A 16436-nucleotide genomic window follows, 5' to 3' on the forward strand; every position below is an offset into this window, starting at 1 on the left:
TCAGGTTTATTCGGCGACCGCCGCGTTTTCGCCCTCGGCTGCTTTCCGTTCAAGGAAATGGCGATCGATCTCCGGCAGCGCTTCGCCTTCCAAGGTGGCCTCGAAGGCGCGAAGGCGCTTGTGGACCGACAGCAGTTCGACGATCGTCGGCCAGGAATTGACCAGGAACTGGAACGAGCTGGTGACCTGCGAGAAGGCGTAGCTGATCTGGTTGAGCAGGCCGAGCGTGATGGTGCCTGCCACGATGGACGGCCCCAGGATCAGCAGCGAGAAGATGTTGTTCGCCTGCAGATAAGTGTAGCGGACGACGTTGAAATAGACGTAGTGGAAATAGAGCCGGAAATAGTTGCGGCGCACATTGTCGAACAGTTCCACAACCGTCGCCGGCTGCGCCCGTTCGGCATCGTCTTCGCCATACACGAGTTCCTTACGGTAGGCCGCCTCGACCCGCTGGTTGCGGAATTGCAGGCCTGGCAGCTTGAAGCCGGCAATGACCAGGCTGATGGTGCCGAACACCGACCAGGCAATCGCGGCTATGACCAGCGGATGCGCAATGGCGCCGACGATCGGCAGTTCGGTTATGTGCGTCGACAGGCCGATCAGCACCGGCATGAAGGCGATAAGCGTCATGATCGAATCGATGAAGGCGGTTCCCAGACCTTCCATGATCTGGGAGAAGCGCATCGTATCCTCCTGGACGCGCTGGGAGGCGCCTTCGATGTGCCGCAGACTGTCCCAGCGGGACATGTAGTATTCGTTCATCGCCATGCGCCAGCGGAAGACCCAATGGCTGACGAGGAAGGCGTTGAGCACCGAGACGTTCATGCCCACAAGCGCCAGTCCGGCGAAGCTCCCCACCTGGCCGTAGAATTCTGGCGTCGTCGACGTGACCGTCTTGGAGAGCACGGCCTGGATGTAGTCCCAGAAAGGGCCGTACCAGTTGTTGACGGCGACGCTGACCTGAACTTGGAAATAGACGATGAACAGGATCAGCGCCGAACCGAGTATCGACCAGTTCTGCCAGGGATGCGGCGCGTACCACGCCCAGAAGGCATAAAAGAGCCCGACGCCGGCCGCGAAATAGAGATAGAACCAGAGGAACGGCTTCGACCAGAATACCGCGACGCCGATGATCGGCGGCGCACCGGCCGCGGCAGGCGGCAGGCCGAACGCCGCGCCGAGCGTTTCTCCGCCGAAGAACCAGACAAACACGAGCACGAGGCTCCAGAGGGCGGCCGAGGCGAAGAACAGCTTCGGCTGCGGAAAGAAGGATACGAACAAAGCGCGGCTCCTTGGATCGGGCGCAAATCAGCGGTTGGCGGGCATCATCCACACTTCCCGGCGAAAGAAAATGCCCGAGGCTTTTGGCTGAGGCGGGGTCGATTTTCCGTCGAGACCGCCAGAAACCACAATCGTGGCTATTTTGGCGATGTTTCGTCACGCGCCGCCTTGGCCGACAGCGCGATGAGGCCTGAAGCCAGCAATGCCGCCGCTGCACCGAGCGAGGGCAGGAAGAAGCTGCCGGTGGCGCTGGCGATGAGGCCGGCGAGCAGCGGGCCGATGATCTGGCCGAGGCCGAAGGAGGCCGTCATCAGCGCGAAGGTGCGGCGGGGAGCGAGCGGCGCGAGTTTGCGGCCGAGTTGCAGGCCGAGTGCGGTGATGGCGATGACCGTGACGCCGAGCAGCACGCCGGCGGCAAGCGGCCCCGCATAACCGCCGGCGGCCACACTGGCGACGACGCCCACGGCTTCCGCGATACAGGCGAGCGCATAGGCGGCGGCGAGGCCGATACGCGCGGCGAGACGGTTCGACAGCCAGACGGAGGGGATCGCCGCAAGGCCGGTCACCAGCCAGACGATCGCCTCGAAGGAAGCACCGCCCTCGCCTTTGCGAACGATGGCGACGAGGAAAGTGGCGGTGACGATATAGCCGAGGCCGAACAAGCCGTAGGCGAGGATGATTTTTGCGAGCGCCGCGCTTTTCGGCAGGCCGGGCTCGGGGCCGGCGGCGCCATTGGCGAGCGGGCCGCGGTCGATGAGGAGCGCGGCGACAAGGAAGCCAGCGGCCGACAGTGCGGCGGAGAGGTACCAGCCGGCGCGCCAGTCGGGCCATGCGGCTATGAGCACGAACATCAGCGCGGAGGAAAGCGCGATGCCCAAGCCGACGCCGGCGAAATACACGGCCTGGAGGTCGTTGCGGCCGGCGGCGGCGAGGTGCGAAAAGACAATGCTAGCCAGGAAGACCATGACGAAGGCGCTGGCGAGGCCGGCGAGGAAGCGGATGGCAAGGAAGAGCACAAGGCTTTCGGTGAAGCCCATGGCCAAAGCAAGGAAGGCCGTGCCGACGAGCCCTGCGAGCATGAGGCCGCGCTCGCGGCCGGACGCCCAGCCGCCTGCCGCCAGCAGCGCGCCGACGAGATAGCCGAGATAGTTGGCCGAGGCGATCAGCCCGGCCTCGGCGGCAGAGAGGCCGAGGCCCTCCATCATGCCGGGCAGGATCAGCGTGTAGACGAACCGGCCGATGCCCATGGCGACCGCCATCGCGATCATGCCGGCGATGGCGAAACGGAACGGGGGCGCGGGCGTGGGAACAAGACGGGGCGGCACGGCCCGCGACCATATTGGGACGCGCCGCCGGTGCAACACGATTTATGTGGTCCAGCTTCGGAGGCTCCGCATCAGGCGCCAGGGCTCAGACGCAGGGCGCGAGGCGGGAGGCAGCGCTGCCCATGGCGACCCTGGCGGGCATGTGGGTGGGCGGCAGATCGGCGCGCTCCCGCTCGGTCATGGCCGAGATGTCGGGGTGCGCATAGGGATCGTCGGCCCAGGCGGCATGGCAGGTGGCGGGCGCGCCTGAACGGTGGACGAACAGGCCGCGCAGCATTGAGGAAATCTTCATGGCTTCGCTCCGTTGAGGGGTTGTATGCCGAATTTTTCTGCCTAAAGTCCTGCTCCGGCAATCCAGATGTGCTTCTGGGGTGCTTTAGAGAAACTGGATGGCAAGTGAGCAGTGGACAGGCTGGGCAAGGTGCATCTCAACGGTCTGCGTGCCATCGAGACGGTGGCCCGCTGCGGCCCGCTTCGCAAAGCGGCCGACCAGCTCGGCGTGTCGCCAAGCGCCGTCAGCCAGCTGGTCAACCGTACCGAGAAGCAGATCGGCCGCGCCGTGTTCGAGCGCACGCCGATGGGCCTTGTGCCGACCGAGTTCGGCCGGCGCTTCAGCGAGCGGCTGACAGCGGCGTTTCGCGAACTGTCGGGCGCGATGGCGCTGGCCGAGGACGCGGCGGACAATCGGCTGGTGGTATCGGTAGCGCCAGCCTTCGCGGCGCGCTGGCTGGTGCCGAGGCTCAGCCGATTCTATGCGACGCATCCGGAGATCACGCTGCGCATCGACGCTTCGACTGATATCGCTGATCTCGACCATTCCGACATCGACATCGGTATCAGGATGGGAGACGGCAACTGGCCGGGCGTCCGTGCGGAACTGCTGTTTGCGCAGTGCATGTTCCCGGTCTGCTCGCCTGTCATCGCGGCACGGCTGAAGCGGGTCGAGGACCTGGCGCATGAATGGGTGATCCGCGAGGAAAGCGGCATGGTCGACTGGAAGCGCTGGTTCGCGCAGGCCGGAGCGACCGACGTGACGCCGCTGCAAGGCGCCAGCTTCACCGACCCGAACCTATGCCTGGAGGCAACGATCGGCGGCCAGGGCGTCATGCTCGCCTCGCAACTGCTCGCGGCCGACGCACTGGCCGACGGCAGGCTCGTCGCCCCGTTCGGCATCACCGCCGACAGCGGGTTCGGCTACTACGTCGCAACATCGGCGGCGAAAAAGCCCAACCGCAAGGTGACGGCGTTCAAGCGCTGGCTGGCGGAGGAGGCAGAGAAAACGCCGCAGTTCGGGGCACATTTCAGGTGAGGCCGGCCTGTCCTGAAATAGCTTCCAGATCAGCCTTTCGCCGAAACCGCCTGCTCGTAGAGCTCGGGCTTGAAGCCGACGGTGATCCTGCCGCCGACATCGAGGACCGGGCGCTTGATCAGCGTCGGATGCGCCTGCATGAGCGACATCGCCTTGGTCTCATCAAGGTCGGCCTTATCGGCTTCGGGCAGTTCCTTGAAGGTCGTGCTCGCCTTGTTGAGCAGCTTCTCCCAGCTCACGGCCTTTTCCCAGGTAGCGAGTTTCTTTGGGTCGAGGCCCTCGGCGCGGTAGTCGACGAAGCGGTGCGCGACGCCCCTGCCCTCAAGCCAGCCGCGCGCTTTCCTCACCGTGTCGCAGGTCTTGATGCCGTAGATGGTGATTGTCATGGGAATCTCCTGTGGTCCGAATACGACGCACGGGAGATTCGGAAAACCCCTAAGCCGCGTTTCGCGCCCGTTCGGGGAACAGCGCCATCAGCCCCTCGGGCGAGGCCTTTGCGATGCCGCGTTCGGTGATCAGGCCGGTGATGAGGCGTGCCGGCGTCACGTCGAAGGCGGGGTTCGCGGCGGGCGTCGTTTCCGGCGAGATGCGGACCTGGGCGATGTCGCCGGACGCGGTCTTGCCCCAGACATAGGAGACCTCGCCGGCGGAACGCTCCTCGATCGGGATTTCCTTCAGCCCGTCATGCACGGTCCAGTCGATGGTCGGCGACGGCAGGCCGACATAGAAGGGCACGCCATTGTCGTGCGCGGCGAGCGCTTTGAGATAGGTGCCGATCTTGTTGCAGACGTCGCCGTTGGCGGTGGTGCGGTCGGTGCCGACGATCACCATGTCGACCTGGCCGCGCTGCATCAGATGGCCGCCTGCATTGTCGACGATCAGCGTATGCGGCACGCCATGGCCGGCCATCTCCCAGGCGGTGAGCTGGGCGCCCTGGTTGCGGGGCCGCGTCTCGTCAACATAGACGTGAACAGGGATGCCGGCCTCGGTCGCCAGATAGATCGGCGCGGTGGCGGTGCCATAGTCGACGGTCGCCAGCCAGCCGGCGTTGCAATGGGTGAGGATGTTGACCGGCTCGCCGGGTTTCTTGCGTGCGGCGATCTGCTTGATGATTTCGAGCCCGTGCCTGCCGATCGAGCGGTTGAGCTCGATATCCTCGTCGGCGATTTCGGCGGCGCGGCGCCAGGCGACCGCGGCGCGATCGGAGGGAAACAGCGGCGTCAGCAGGCGCCTCATCTCGTCGAGCGCCCAGCGCAGGTTGATCGCGGTCGGGCGCGTCTCGTGCAGCGTATGCCAGACCCTGTCGAGCGAAGCGTCGGAGGGGTCGTCGTTCATCTGGATCGCGACGCCGTAGGCAGCCGTCACGCCGATCAGCGGCGCGCCGCGCACCCACATGTCACGGATCGCGGTGGCGATGCCCTCGACCGTGCCGACCGTCTCGATGCGGAAGGCGTGCGGCAGCCAGCGCTGGTCGATGATGTCGACCGAGCGGCCGTGGGCGTTCGGCCAGATGGTGCGGTAGTGACGGTCCCCGACGTTCAAGCGACGTTTCCCTTCTCGATCCTGATGGCGAGCGTGTTGATCTCGTCGAGGCTGAGGAGCCGGTGGCGGTTTACGGCGAGGTGCCGGCCGAACTTCAGGGCCTTGGTCTCACATCTAGCGCGCAAATCCTCTTCGGCGATGGTCTCGAAATCGGCATTGTGGGCGAGACCGAGGATGCGCCGGTGAATCTCGACGCCTGCGAAGCCCAGCATGTCGATCCAGATGTCGTGCAGCACGCGGTCGAGCGCCTGCTCGGCGCCCAGCGGATCGCCGCGGTCCTCGAAGAGGCGGCGGTCGTAGAGCATGCCAGTGCGCTCGTTGCGCCAGAGATGCGAAAACTCGGTGCGGAACACCGACCATGTCTCGACGACGACGCCAAGGAGGTAGCCCCGCATCGCCTCGCGGTCGCCATCCTCTTCGTGGCCGGACTGCGAAAAATAGGCCATCCAGAAATTCGCGAGCAGCATGCCAACGTCGAATGCCATCGGGCCGTAGAAGGCAAACTCAGGATCGATGATACGGGTCTCGCTGTCGGTGACCATGATCGAGCCGGAATGCAGGTCGCCATGCACCAGTGTCTCGGCGTTGGCGGCGAACATATGCTTCAGCTTCTGGGCCTCGACCTTGAGGTCGCGATCGGCGCGCAGTTCGGCAACGAGCCCATCGAGCTGCGGCGAGGTGTGGCGGTTGAGCGTGGCCTCGTAGTACGGATCGGTGAAGACGAGGCTCTCGGTGATGTCGCAGAGTTCGGCATTGTCGGCAAAGAGAGCAAGGTCCTCCTTGCGGGCGCGCGCCTTCATCGACAGGTCGGAGCCGCGGAAGAGCGTGCGAGCCATGAACAGGCCGAGGTCGCGGGCGATCTTCGGCAGTTGCCGTCCCTCGATCAGCGCGCGCCTGAGGATGACGTGCGGCGTCAGATACTCCATGACGATGAGCGCCTGCGCCTCGTCGAAGTGGTAGATCGCGGGAACGGTCCCGGCGCCAGCGCGCGCTTCCTGGCGGGTCAGCGCGTGATATTCGAAGAAGGATCGTTTCAGTGGCAGCGGCCAGCTCTCGCCGACGAGGCGCACATAGGGCAGCGCCTGCTTGACGACCGCGCTGCCCTTGTCGCCCTTGACGATGAAAACGAGGTTGAGATTGCCGTCGCCAACCTCGCGCACATCCCAGGAAGCGGAATCGCCGCCGATCCGGGATGCAAGCGCCTCAACACCTACCAGACGGGTCGGCAGAGTCTCGACCGTCAGGGCCTGAAAAGCCGCAGCTTTGCTCATGCGATTCCTCCCTTTCGGCCTCCCAGTTCGGCGCGAAACTAGGCAGCACTCTGGCAATTGTCAATCGTATTGACAATTGCCGACTTACTTCCTAGCGTACGGTTCTGGGAGGAAGAATGGCAGATGCCGTGTTCCGCATAGCGGACCTGAGGAAATCCTTCGGTCCGACACAGGTGCTTGGCGGCGTCAGCCTGGAACTGCACGCCGGCGAGGTGACCGTGCTGATGGGCGCCAACGGCGCCGGCAAATCCACCCTCGTGCGCATCGTCAGCGGCGTCTATGCCCGCGACGGCGGCGCAATCACGCTTGATGGCAACGACTTCGCGCCGGCCACCCCCGCCGAGGCGATCCGCGCCGGCGTCGTCACCGTGCACCAGAACATCAATGACGGCGTGGTCATCGCGCTCGACGTTGCGACCAATTTGACGCTGGACCGGCTGAACGGCGCCGGCGCAAAGCTCCTTTTGAACCCGCTGAGCATGCGCAGGCAGGCGCGCGAAGTCGCCTCCCGCATGGGTCTCGACGTCGATCTCGATGCCCAAATCAGCGACCTGTCGCTCGCCGACCGGCAGATGGTGGCGATCGCGCGCGCCATGGCGCACGAACCCAAGGTGCTGATCCTCGACGAGCCTACCTCGTCGCTGTCGAGCGCAGAAGCCAACCGGCTTTTCGCTGTGGTCGACAGGCTGCGCGAGCGCGGCGTCGCGATCCTCTATATCTCGCACCGCATGTCGGATATCAGGCGGCTCGCCGACCGTATCGTCAGCCTGCGCGACGGCCGCATCACCGGCCTGTTCGACACCAAGCCGCTCGACTATGAAGGCGCGGTCAATGCGATGCTTGGCCAGAAGATCAACCTCGCCCAGGTCGCCGTAAAGGATGCCGACAAGACTGTGTTTTCGGTCGAGAAGCTGTCACTCGCCGAACACGCGCGGCCGTTCTCACTGAAGCTCGGCGACGGCGAGATCGTCGCGATCACCGGTCTCGTCGGCGTCGGCAAGACGGCGTTCGCCGAGACGCTGTTCGGCCTCAGACAGCCGGTCGCCGGCACGATGAACCTTCGCGGAACGCCATTCGCCCCTCGCTCGACGGCGGACGCCATTGCGGCGGGCGTATTTCTCGTCGCCAAGGACCGCGCCGAGAACGGCATCGTCAAGGACTTCAATCTCTACGAGAATATGAGCCTGCCCTTCCTCGACCGCATCTCGCGCTTCGGCATTTCAAGGCGGCGCGCCGAAAGAGCCGTCGCGCGCGCGGCAATCGCTGATCTCGGCATCGTCTGCCGCTCCGAGAAGGACGAGATGGCTACGCTGTCGGGCGGCAACCAGCAGAAAACGATGGTGGCGCGCTGGATGTCGCAGCCTGCGAATCTCTTCATCCTCGACGAGCCGTTCCAGGGCGTCGACATCGCGGCGCGGCGCGACATAGCGGCGAAGCTGCGCGCGAGCGCGGCCGGCCGCGCGACGCTGATCTTCGTCACCGAGCTCGACGAGGCGCTGGAGACGGCCGACCGCATCCTCGTCATGTCGGAGCACACGATCGTCGGCGAGCACCGCAATGCCGAGGTCGACATCGACAGGCTGCTCGCCGAGATCGCCGGCCAGCATCTAAAGGGTGCGGCATGATGTCGGCATTCGTCCGCGCAAGCACCCCCCTCTGGCCTACCGGCCATCTCCCCCTCAAGGGGGGAGATTCACCTTCACGTGGACTTTTGCCAATCGCCAACCTGTTGAGGAAAGCGGCATCGCTGAAGCTGCCCATCTCCCCCCTTGAGGGGGAGATGTCCGGCAGGACAGAGGGGGGTACTCCCAGGCGCAGACGTGGCGCCGGAAATCCTCAGGCTTCTTCATGACCCTTCGCGACTTCGCCATAAAATACGGCTTCATCGCCCTGCTTCTGGGACTGATCGTCTTCTTCACGCTGGCGACGGACGGTTTCGCCTCGCCGCAGGCTGCCGTGTTCATCTTCCAGTCGGTGGCGATCACCGGCGTGCTGGCGCTCGGCGTGACGGCGACGCTCGTGGTCGGCGGTTTCGACCTGTCGATCGGCTCGGTGGCGACGACGGCGATGATGGCAGCCGCCTACGCCATGGTGGTGCTGGAACAGAACGCTATTGTCGCGGTGGCGATCTGCCTCGTCATCGGCGTCGTGGTCGGGCTGATCAACGGTTTTCTCATCGTCTACATGCGCGTGCCCGACCTGCTCGCGACACTCGGCATGATGTTCCTGCTGGTCGGCCTGCAGCGCATCCCGACCGAGGGCCGCTCGATCGCCACCGGCATGACCATGCCCGACGGTTCGGTGGCAAACGGCACGTTCAGCCCTGGCTTCCTGGCGCTCGGACGGCACCGCTTCGACTTCTTCATCCCCAACCTGATCCCGGTGTCGGTCGTGGTGCTGCTTATCCTCGCGGTGCTGATCTGGTTCTTCCTCGAATACACACGCTTCGGCCGCATGATGTATGCCGTGGGCAGCAACCCGAAGGCCGCCGAACTCGCGGGTGCGCCTGTCAAGGCATATAAAATCTGGGCCTATGTAATCTCCGGAGTTTTTGCCTCGATCGGCGGCATTCTGCTTGCCGCCAGGCTTGGACGCGGCGACATCGCGTCCGGTAATAATCTGTTGCTGGATTCAGTCGCCGCGGCCCTCATCGGCTTCGCGGTGCTGGGTGCGGCAAAGCCGAATGCATTCGGCACCGCAATCGGCGCGCTGTTCGTCGGCGTGCTGCTGCAGGGCCTGACCATGATGAACGCACCTTATTACACGCAGGATTTCGTGAAGGGCGTCGTGCTGGTCGTGGCTCTGGTCTTCACCTTCGCCCTTTCCAACAGGGGCAGGAGCTAGATTACCAACCGACTAAACTGCAAATGAGTGGAGGAAGAAAAATGAAGTTTACGCGTAGAACTCTCGGCAAGGTGGCGATCGGTCTCGCTGCCGCAACCTTTATGACGCAGATGCCTGTCATGGCGCAGGACAAGCCGGCGCCATTCGACAACCCCGGCGCCGTCAAGATCGCGCTGGTGCGCTATCTGTCGACCGGCGATTTCTTCCAGGCCTATCTGTCGGGCGTCGAATCGCAGGCCAAGGCGCTCGGCGTCGACCTGCGCGTGCTCGACAGCCGCCAGGACGCTGCTCTCCAGGCCGACATGGTCGACCAGGCGATCGCGCTCGGCGTGCAGGGCATCATCATCCAGCACGGCCTGACGGAATCGATGAAGGAAGCCGCGCAGCGCGCGGTCGACGCCGGCATCAAGGTCGTGGCCTTCGACGTCAATGTCGAGAACGACAAGATCCCGCAGATCGAGCAGTCCGACCGCGACCTCGCGCGCCTGGCGCTCGAGCAGGCGATCAAGGACAATGGCGAGAGCTGGAAGGCCGGCTATGTCTATGTCGCCGGCATCGCGCCGCTCGACCGCCGCAACGAAACCTGGGTCGAATTCAAGAAAAAGTATCCCGGCATCAACGAAGCGGCGATGTTCGGCACGCTCGACAACCCGATCGCCAACTCGGTCGCCAACCAGGCGCGCTCCGTGCTGACCGCGAACCCTGATATCAAGGTGATGTTCGCGCCCTATGACGAATTCGCCAAGGGTGTGAAGATCGCGGTCGACGAGGCCGGCCTGTCCAAGGATATCAAGATCTATTCGGCCGACATCTCGACCTCCGACATCGCGGCAATGCGCGAGCCCGACAGCGCCTGGGCGGCGACCGCGGCGACCAACCCGGCCGTCGTCGGCCAGGTGTCGGTGCGCGCGCTGGCGCAGCTTCTGGCCGGCGAGGACCCGGGCAAGAGCGTCATCGTGCCGCCGACGCTGATCACCCAGAAGGACCTGATCGACAACGACATCAAGAACATGGAAGAGCTGTCGGCCAAGCTGCCGCAGTTCGCGCATGCCGATGTCGCGATGCCGGCCTGGATGCCGAACCCGAACGCGAAGTAATTTCAGCGGCAAAGCTGGAAGAGAGAGGGCGCTCTTAGGGCGCCCTTTTCTGTTTTTCTCCCATGTTCGCTATCTCCGCCTTGTTTTGACCTCCGGCCGGGCTGTGACAGGTGCCTGCGAATGGGGTGCCAATCGCAGCAGAGCCTGGAATTTAGGGCATTCCATATGCGAAGGCGCCGAGCATTCGGCGACATGTCTTAACACGTTCCTCAAAGTGGTCAGTTTGCGTATCTGGGCGTCGATGTCGTCGGCGCGCTTGTGAAGCGCCTGGCGCGGCAGGCTGGTTACACCGCGCTTGCCGAAGGCGTCCTTGATTTCCTCGAGCGAGAAGCCGGCAGTCTTGCCGAGCGAAATCAAGGCGAGTTGCGTCAATGCCCCCGGGCCGAACTGGCGCCGAAGCCCGCGCCGCCCGAGCGACTCGATCAGGCCGATCTCCTCGTAGTAGCGGAGAGTCGATGCGGGTACGCCGCTCTTTTCGGCGAGCACGCCGATGTCGAGAAGAATCACACTTGACCTCAAGTTGGCTTGAAGTGGCAAACGTAGCAGCCACCATCAACAACGACAAGAGGTGTGGCCATGACGATCATCGCGACAGACGAACTCGAAGCAGAAAAGTCGAGGCCAACATGGCCCGTACTCACCACCCTTGCGGCAGCGACGTTGCTTGCTTCCCTCGGCACCGGCATCGCCTCGGTGGCGCTGCCGACGCTTGCCCAGGCATTCTCGGCATCCATCCCGGACATAAGGTGGGTGGTGCTCGCCTATCTGACGACCGTCACGGCGGCAATCGTGCCGGCAGGCTGGTTCGGCGATCTATTTTCTGCACGACGCGTGCTGATCGCGGGCTTCGTGGTCTTCGCCGCAGCCTCCACGCTATGCGCGCTTGCTCTAACACTTTCCGTGCTGATTGCAGGGCGCACGCTGCAGGGCGCAGGGGGCGCGATCCTCATGGCGCTGCCGATCGCGATTGGACGGCAGGTCGTCGCCAGAGACCGAATGGGAAGCGCCATGGGAATGCTCGGCACCATGTCGGCGATCGGTACAGCGCTTGGTCCGTCAGCTGGCGGCATGCTGATCGCAGGCTTCGGTTGGCGCTCGATCTTCATCCTGCTGGCGGGCGTCGCCGCGCTTCTGAGCGCCTTCGCATCCTTCACGGTCCCCGCTTCGCCGAACCTCGCGCGCGGCGGTATGAACCGTCTCGATTGGCCCGGCGCGGGACTGCTCGCAGCCGCGCTGCTGGGCTACGCAGCAGCGATGGCCGGGACGAACTCCAGCCTCATGGCGCCACTGGCGATCGCAACGCTCATCGCGTTCGTCGTCGTCGAGCACAGGTCTAGGGCGCCGCTGCTGCCCCTGCGCATGTTGCTGGCCCGCGCGACCGCGACCGCGCTCGCTATGAACGTGCTGGTCGCCACGGTGATGATGGCGACGCTGGTGGTGGGGCCGTTCTTCCTGTCCATTGCGCTCGGGCTCGGCGTCGCCAAGACCGGAATGGTCATGGCGGTGGGTCCCGTGATCTCGGCCGTTTCGGGCGTACCGGCGGGCCGCGCCACCGACAGGTTCGGAGTTTATCGTACGCTGATGGTCGGCCTGTTCGTGATCCTAGCCGGTTTACTCATGCTGGCTACGCTGCCCCGCTTGTTCGGCGTTGCGGGTTACATCGCCGCGCTGGCTTTCCTGACGCCGGGCTTCCAGCTTTTCCTTGCCGCGAACAACACCGCCGTGATGGTGGATGCGCCGGAAGAGCGGCGCGGCACGATGTCGGCCTTGCTGGGCCTGTCGCGAAACCTGGGGTTCATGACGGGCGCAGCGGCGATGGCCGCCATATTCGCGATCGCCGCTGGAATTGGCGCGGAAGACACTCTCGCGGCCGCCGACGCCGCGAGCGCCTTTACCACCACATTCCTGGCGGCTGCGGGATTGGTCCCGATCGCCATCGTCCTCGCGAGGATCGGCCGCCCCGGATCGAGACGCTGAACGGCCGGCTCAGCGCAGCGCCGCCGCGATGTTGCCGCCGTCAACGGTGGTTACATCGGCTGTGGTGCGGTCGGCGAGCGCGTGGTGCAGGAAGGCCTGCGCCACGTCATGCGCGGTGACTTCCTGGCCGAGCAGGTTGCCCGACATGTAGTCCTTTTCCGACAGACCGCGCGCGCCGGAGCGGCTGGCGATCATCTGGTCGGTGAGCAGGCCCGAGCGGATGCGGTCGGCGTTGACGGCGTTGGAGCGGATGCCGTCGGCGCCGTAATCGAGTGCGTACTGCCTGGACAGGAACAGCGTCGCGGCCTTGGGCAGGCCGTAGGCGCCGAATTTCGGGCCGGGGTTGACCGCCTGCTTGGAGGTGTTGAAGAGCAGCGCGCCGCCGGTGCCCTGCTCCTTCATGATGCGCACGGCGTTCTGCGCCGCCGACTGGTGGGCGAAAAAGTTGAGCTCGAAGCTCTTCCGCAAGAGCGCGTCGTCAATCTCGCCGATCTTGCCTTCCCATGCGGCACCGGCGTTGGAGACCAGGATGTCGACGCCGCCATAGACGGCGACAGTCTTGTCGAACGCGGCGCGGACCTCAGCCGGGTTCGTGATGTCGGCGCCGACGCCGATCGAGTTGTTGCCGGCCTTCCTGGCCGCTTCCGCCGCCTTGTCGGCGTCGAGATCGACCACCACGACATGCGCGCCGTAGTCCGCGAAGAGCTTTGCGGTCGCAGCACCAATCGCGCCGGCGCCGCCGGTCACCAGCATGACCTGGCCGGTCAGCGGCTTCGGCTTGTTGGAGGCGAGCTTGGCCTGCTCGAGCGACCAGTATTCGAGCGGGAAGAGATCTGCCTTGGAGAGCGGGCGGAAATCGCCGATCGCCTCGGCGCCCTTCACGGCCTCGATCCACATCTCGCCGACATCGGACGCGATCTTGGCGTCCTTCAGCGTGCGGCCGTGGCCGAACATGCCGACGCCGGGCACGAGGCTGAGACGCGGCATCTTGTCGAGCATGGTGCGCTTGACGTCGTCCAGCGCGTCGTAGGTGTCGAAATAGGCGCGGTAATCCCTCGCGAACTGCGCAACATGTTCCTTCACGACCGACCTGTAGTCGCCGAGCTTGCCTGTTACTGGCGCGGGCAGGGCTATCGGGCCGGTCTTGATGCGGATGGAGAGGTCCGGCGTCGAGACGCCGCGCGCCGCGAGTTCGGCGAGTTTGGAGCGGGAAAGGAAGTCGAGGATCGTGTCGGAAACGCGAAAATCGCCGATCATGCGGTCGAAACGCCCCTCGCCCTTGTCGACCGCAACCGCGCCGCGCAGCATCGGCGCAATGTCGGCGGCGGTGGCGACATTGGCGGGCAGCGCGGTCTTGGCCGGCGCTGCCTTGGCGCCCTTGGCTATATACTCCTCCGCCTTGGTTACCGCGTCGATCATGCGGTCATAGGCCTCCTTCGCGCTGTCGCCGAAGGTGAAGATGCCATGCTTGTCGAGGATCAGGCCCTCGACGGAGGTATCCTGCTCGAAGACTTCCGCCGCGGCCCTGGCGAGGTCGAAGCCTGGCATGATGTAGGGCACGAAGCCGAACGTCTTGCCGTAAACTTTGGCGCAGATCTCCTCGCTGTTGTCCTGGTCGACGAGGCCGAGGATGGCGGTCGAATGGGTGTGGTCGACGAATTTGTGCGGCAGGAACGCATGCAGCAGCGTTTCGACCGAGGGATTGGGAGAAGACGGGTCGATGAGGTTGGCGCGCTGCAGCGCCACCATGTCCTCGTCGGAAAGCTTCGGAAGCTTGCGCGCCTTGAGCAGCGCGCCGAGCTTCACTGCCGGCAGGCCCTGCGGCTCGATGACGCCCATGTCCCAGCCGCTGCCCTTGACGCAGAGAACGTCCCATTCGTCGCCGACGAGGTCGACGGCCTTGGTCTTGACGGAGGTGTTGCCGCCGCCATGCAGCACCAGGCGCGGATCGCCGCCGAGCAGGCGCGTCGTGTAGACGCGTAGCGCGAGATCGCGGCCAATGCCCTTGGCGGCGTATTGCTCCACGAGCTTTTCCGCCTCGCCGTCGTTCCACAGGTTCTTCATGATGCCTTGTCCGTTTTCGATCTTGGTTGAAACAGCAGCGCCGCGACAGCCCGATGACAGGGCGGCCGCAGCGGGCGCCCTGCCCTACGACGCCTTGCCCCGCGCTGAGGCTTTCGCATGGTCGAGGAGGCGCGTGGCCATTGCCGCGTTGGTGACGAGATGCGTGCACAAGCCGCCGGCAAGGCCGGCGAGCAGCGGCTCGAACTTGTTCGGTTCCTGCACCACGACCAGACGTTTCGGGATGGCGCGCAGCGAATCCAGGTCGGCCGAGATGCAGCGACGATTGTAACCGCAATCGAGCATAGCGCCGTCCCGGTCGATGATCTGGCCGGCAACGACGCCCGCGGCGCCTTCCTGGCGCAGGGCATCCATTTCGCTTGCCGTAAGCGCGCCGCATTTGACGACATGGCTGTCGGCGTCGATCGTGCCGATCGAATAGAGTGCGAGGTCGCAGTCGGAAATGCCGGCAAGCTGCTCGCGGATGACGGGCTCGTTGCGCAGCTGCTCAGCCAGCGCCTCTGTGGAGAGCACCAGCGGCGCATAGAAATTGAGGCCCTTGGCGTTGAGACGACGGGCGATCTCCATGGTGCACTGGTCGGGACGGTAGGCGAAAGGCGCGCCGAGATTGCCGCAGAGCTGCACCACGGTGACGTCCTGCAGGTCGGCATAGGACATCACATCGGCGATGGCATAGACGGTCTGGCCCCAGGCGACGCCGATCTTGTCGCCCTTCCTGACCAGTTCGAGGAAGACACCGGAGGCGAGCACAGGAACTTCCGCCGCCGGATCGACATGGTCGCCATGCGGCGCGATCCAGACGGCGTCGAGACCGAAAGCGTCCTCGATCTGGCGCGCCATCACATCGTCGGTGAAGAGCTGCGTCGAGGTCGATATGTTGACGATGCCGGTCTCGCGCGCCTTGCGCAGATACATAGCGACGGAGGCGCGCGAAATGTTAAGCTGCTGCGCGACCTGATCCTGCCTCAAGCCGTGCGCGTAGTAGAGCCACGCGGCCTTGTGCACGATCTGGTCTGCCGGTCGGATTGCCATTCCCGACAATAGTCATGACGGCTGACAAAAGTCAATTTGCCGAGATGACCCTGACCCAAGCCCTATTTCGCGGGATCCTTCGGGCTCCAAAGCACGGTTTCGGCGTCCTTCTCGTAGGCCATGCCGTCAGGATAGCTGATTGCCTCGAACTGCAGGCCCCATGGCGCCTGGAAATACATGATGGTCTGGCCGGCGGCGGGACCCTCGTTGACCGGCAGCGGTCCCAGGCGGGTGGCGACGCCCTTGCCCTCCAGATAGGTCTTGGCCGCGGCGACATCGTCGACGTAGAAGGCGATGTGATAGCCGCCGATGTCGCTGTTCTTCGGCGTCGCGTCCTTCTGGTCGGGCGCTGTATATTTGAACAGCTCGACATTCGAGCCGAAGCCGCAGCGCATGAGCGTGATCTCCTCGATCACGGCCTTGGGATCAACGCCGAGCAGGTCCTGCATGAAGGTGCCCTTGTCGTCGGCGAACGGCCCGAACGACATCGCCTTCTGGCAACCGATGACATTGGTGAAGAAGTCGACCGCCTGCGCCATGTCGGGGACGGTCACGCCGGTATGGTCGTGGCCGCGCATGCCGGGAATGGAATCGGCGGAGGCCGTTGCGGTCCCGGCAAGCAGGGTCGCTGCGAGTAATGTATTGCGGACAAGGTATTTCATGTGACGTCTCCCAT

15 protein-coding genes are annotated in these 16436 nt (G+C 64.7%); 5 read left to right on the top strand and 10 right to left on the bottom strand.

All coding sequences use genetic code 11. The features are described from left to right. Window positions 1–6: 6 nt before the first annotated feature. The 3 genes from sbmA to ABLE71_RS01100 all read right to left on the bottom strand — a co-directional run bounded on the left by sbmA (window position 7) and on the right by ABLE71_RS01100 (window position 2898). Window positions 7–1281 carry a peptide antibiotic transporter SbmA gene (sbmA, locus tag ABLE71_RS01090; protein ID WP_348781534.1) on the bottom strand — a complete coding sequence of 425 codons (1275 nt, stop codon included), beginning with the start codon at window positions 1279–1281 and terminating at the stop codon, window positions 7–9. Between the two features lie 137 nt (window positions 1282–1418). After that, window positions 1419–2549, bottom strand: a complete 1131-nt coding sequence (locus ABLE71_RS01095) for a YbfB/YjiJ family MFS transporter (protein ID WP_348783620.1) — start codon at window positions 2547–2549, stop codon at window positions 1419–1421. 142 nt (window positions 2550–2691) lie between these two features. Then, window positions 2692–2898: a hypothetical protein gene (locus ABLE71_RS01100; RefSeq protein ID WP_348781535.1), complete on the bottom strand. Its 207-nt coding sequence runs from the start codon at window positions 2896–2898 to the stop codon at window positions 2692–2694. A 111-nt stretch (window positions 2899–3009) separates the two neighbouring features. On the opposite strand from ABLE71_RS01100, the gene ABLE71_RS01105 reads away from it, so the two are divergent. Beyond that, window positions 3010–3915 (top strand): LysR substrate-binding domain-containing protein, encoded by a 906-nt coding sequence (locus ABLE71_RS01105; protein WP_348781536.1) that lies wholly within the window; start codon window positions 3010–3012, stop codon window positions 3913–3915. A gap of 29 nt (window positions 3916–3944) precedes the next feature. Here the strand turns inward: ABLE71_RS01105 and ABLE71_RS01110 are convergent, their stop codons facing one another. Genes ABLE71_RS01110 through mtnK form a run of 3 tightly spaced genes read right to left on the bottom strand, consistent with a single transcriptional unit; the run spans window position 3945 to window position 6728 of the window. Further along, on the bottom strand, window positions 3945–4301 hold the full coding sequence (locus ABLE71_RS01110) for an arsenate reductase (RefSeq protein WP_348781537.1): 357 nt from the start codon (window positions 4299–4301) through the stop codon (window positions 3945–3947). 49 nt (window positions 4302–4350) lie between these two features. Beyond that, window positions 4351–5457: an S-methyl-5-thioribose-1-phosphate isomerase gene (gene mtnA, locus ABLE71_RS01115; RefSeq protein WP_348781538.1), complete on the bottom strand. Its 1107-nt coding sequence runs from the start codon at window positions 5455–5457 to the stop codon at window positions 4351–4353. Then, window positions 5454–6728 carry an S-methyl-5-thioribose kinase gene (gene mtnK, locus ABLE71_RS01120; RefSeq protein ID WP_348781539.1) on the bottom strand — a complete coding sequence of 425 codons (1275 nt, stop codon included), beginning with the start codon at window positions 6726–6728 and terminating at the stop codon, window positions 5454–5456. The genes mtnA and mtnK overlap by 4 nt, the downstream gene beginning before the upstream one ends. Window positions 6729–6844: 116 nt before the next feature. Between mtnK and ABLE71_RS01125 the strand changes: the two genes are divergently transcribed. The 3 genes from ABLE71_RS01125 (at window position 6845) to ABLE71_RS01135 (ending at window position 10669) form a co-directional block, all read left to right on the top strand. Further along, complete coding sequence (locus tag ABLE71_RS01125) at window positions 6845–8353, top strand: sugar ABC transporter ATP-binding protein (protein ID WP_348781540.1); 1509 nt, start codon at window positions 6845–6847, stop codon at window positions 8351–8353. 223 nt (window positions 8354–8576) lie between these two features. Next, entirely contained in the window at window positions 8577–9572 is a 996-nt protein-coding gene (locus ABLE71_RS01130) for an ABC transporter permease (RefSeq protein ID WP_348781541.1), read from the top strand. Window positions 9573–9613: 41 nt separating this feature from the next. Further along, entirely contained in the window at window positions 9614–10669 is a 1056-nt protein-coding gene (locus ABLE71_RS01135) for a substrate-binding domain-containing protein (protein WP_348781542.1), read from the top strand. A gap of 69 nt (window positions 10670–10738) precedes the next feature. Here ABLE71_RS01135 and ABLE71_RS01140 read toward each other — a convergent pair whose 3' ends face one another. Next, window positions 10739–11176, bottom strand: coding sequence for a helix-turn-helix domain-containing protein (locus ABLE71_RS01140; RefSeq protein WP_348781543.1), 438 nt, complete (start codon window positions 11174–11176; stop codon window positions 10739–10741). Window positions 11177–11245: 69 nt separating this feature from the next. Between ABLE71_RS01140 and ABLE71_RS01145 the strand changes: the two genes are divergently transcribed. Continuing rightward, complete coding sequence (locus ABLE71_RS01145) at window positions 11246–12646, top strand: MFS transporter (RefSeq protein ID WP_348781544.1); 1401 nt, start codon at window positions 11246–11248, stop codon at window positions 12644–12646. A 9-nt stretch (window positions 12647–12655) separates the two neighbouring features. Here ABLE71_RS01145 and ABLE71_RS01150 read toward each other — a convergent pair whose 3' ends face one another. The 3 genes from ABLE71_RS01150 to ABLE71_RS01160 form a co-directional block, all read right to left on the bottom strand. Then, a complete protein-coding gene (locus ABLE71_RS01150) occupies window positions 12656–14710 on the bottom strand; it encodes a bifunctional aldolase/short-chain dehydrogenase (RefSeq protein ID WP_348781545.1) in 2055 nt (684 codons plus the stop codon). Window positions 14711–14794: 84 nt separating this feature from the next. Beyond that, window positions 14795–15760: a sugar-binding transcriptional regulator gene (locus ABLE71_RS01155; protein WP_348781546.1), complete on the bottom strand. Its 966-nt coding sequence runs from the start codon at window positions 15758–15760 to the stop codon at window positions 14795–14797. 62 nt (window positions 15761–15822) lie between these two features. After that, complete coding sequence (locus ABLE71_RS01160; RefSeq protein ID WP_348781547.1) at window positions 15823–16422, bottom strand: VOC family protein; 600 nt, start codon at window positions 16420–16422, stop codon at window positions 15823–15825. Window positions 16423–16436 lie beyond the last annotated feature (14 nt).

Origin of the sequence: Mesorhizobium sp. KR9-304 (assembly GCF_040049215.1) — a bacterium.
GTDB lineage: Bacteria > Pseudomonadota > Alphaproteobacteria > Rhizobiales > Rhizobiaceae > Mesorhizobium_K.